Origin of the sequence: Neobacillus drentensis (assembly GCF_036962765.1) — a bacterium.
GTDB classification, from domain to species: domain Bacteria; phylum Bacillota; class Bacilli; order Bacillales; family Cytobacillaceae; genus Neobacillus; species Neobacillus drentensis_C.
Genome location: NZ_JBALOS010000379.1, coordinates 1 through 1,838, shown reverse-complemented (window position 1 = coordinate 1,838; position 1,838 = coordinate 1). Strand labels below are relative to the sequence as shown.

Here is a 1,838-nt window from a genome sequence, read left to right as displayed (position 1 = left end):
GGTGCCTGACACCATTATTTAAAATTTTTCCAATTTATCAAATATTCCAGCAATCTTTTTATTCCTTTTACGTCACAAATAGGAGAAGTATTTGGGCAAAAGGTCAGGTAATTGGGGAGGCGATACTTAACTCAAATGCTAAGGAATGGGCAGGATTGGTTGGCCAAAACATTAAGAATTTTATCGAGCACCACATATTGCCCTCGTCCCGCTTATTTGCTACTTCATCATCATTATTATCATTAATATGATTAAGAAAGAGCTCGAATCTTCCATGAACATTAATCCTTTAGCAAACTCCTTAAAAAAGAAAAAACTAAAAAAGCAGCACACCGCAAAAGATGTTAAAAAGGTGCCCATTTCTACGTCAGATTTTTCCCTTCAAAGAGATTTAACCTAGACAATAAAAGGGTGTCAGGCACTGATAGTAGTGCCTGACACCTATTTCTTATAGCTATTATTTACTGTCTGAGTAGAGCATGATCCCATCAGCAATGTTGGTGAGTAGGTTGGTAAGATAGCTTGTGTCTGACAGGTTCTTGTCTTCGGTCGGATTGCTCATAAAGCCCATTTCAATTAAGGTACTAGGCACTAGCGACCAATTAAAGCCTGATAAGTCTCCGCGATATGAAATTCCATTTACTTTTACAGTTGGATTTTTTTGGGTTTCATCAACGATAAGCTTAGAAGCCTTTAAACTATCATGAAAAATTGCTTTTGTAAATTTATCATCCCGAGAAGGAGTTAAGACAGAGAGACCTCTTACATTTCGGTTGGTGGATCCATCCGCATGAATCCGAACAAATAAGTCAGCGTTATTTTGATTGGCAATTTCGGCTCGTTCTTTGTTACTCAAATCAACGTTATGCGTTGTTCTGGTGTAGATGACTTTTACCCCTCTTTTTTCAAGTATCTCGCCTAAAATTAGCGATGCTTCTAACGTTAATTTGTATTCTGGCTTCCCTGTTGCAACGCCTGAGGTTCCGCCTGTAACTTTAATTTTGGTTTCTGCTGCACCTGGACCGACTGGCTCCTGCCCCATATTTGCGCGTTGTTGGTGTCCCGGGTCAATGACCACTAAAAAGTCTTTTGGCCCTTCTTCTTTTTCTTCCTCATCTGGAATTTTCGTTGTGTCTTGACCTTCCTTTCTAGTTTCTGCTTTAGATGGTACTTCGTTTTTTGGTGCTGCATCGTTATCTTGGCTTGGCATGGTCGTTTCAGTCGTTTTTGTCTCTAGTTCAGGCGATACTGTTTTTGTCTCTTTTTGTTCCACCTTTACTGCCTTCCTCGAGGTATCTTGTCCATCCTCATTTGAATGATTGAGGTAAAAATACACAGGAATAATTGCTAGAAGGATGATGCAAGTAATCCCTATCTTTGCTGTCCTTGACATTACTTTAGAAACTCCTCTCGACTTTTGATCAAATTTACATTGTACTTTTCAATACTACTTTTTGTATCGTCATAATATGGGTCTTGATTGTACCATGATTTCCGATCGAAATAGATTTGTAAAGAACCCTTTTTAAAAATATGGTCATGTCTTGCATAGATTTCATTTCTAGCCAAACTAAGTTCTTCAAATGTTAAGTATTCGATTTCACTTTTTGATAACCTTCTTATATCACTGTCAGGTAAAATATATTCATTCGTATCAGATACATCATTGGTTAAGGTCGAAAGAACTAGGAACCCTAACCTTCGTTCCCCAACCTTTACAAAACACCTGCTCACTCCTCAGTTCCATTCCACAATTCGAACAAAAAGATGTCATTCAAACACCCTCCTTATTAACATTTTATTGAATATAATTCCTTAAAATAACAGATAGTTTAGAT

Annotated in this window: 2 protein-coding genes; both read right to left on the bottom strand. The window is 37.6% G+C overall.

Annotated features, from left to right (window positions below; all coding sequences use genetic code 11):
* Positions 1 to 457: 457 nt before the first annotated feature.
* Positions 458 to 1,393: an N-acetylmuramoyl-L-alanine amidase family protein gene (locus tag V7137_RS29760; RefSeq protein ID WP_335701405.1), complete on the bottom strand. Its 936-nt coding sequence runs from the start codon at positions 1,391 to 1,393 to the stop codon at positions 458 to 460.
* Positions 1,393 to 1,734, bottom strand: coding sequence for a YARHG domain-containing protein (locus V7137_RS29755; protein ID WP_335701404.1), 342 nt, complete (start codon positions 1,732 to 1,734; stop codon positions 1,393 to 1,395). Before V7137_RS29755 ends, V7137_RS29760 begins: the two co-directional genes overlap by 1 nt.
* Positions 1,735 to 1,838: the final 104 nt, after the last annotated feature.

What these genes read in the sequence shown, in the direction of transcription:
- V7137_RS29760 (WP_335701405.1), bottom strand. Translation starts at nt 1,393, where the DNA reads ATGTCAAGGACAGCAAAGATAGGGATTACTTGCATCATCCTTCTAGCA.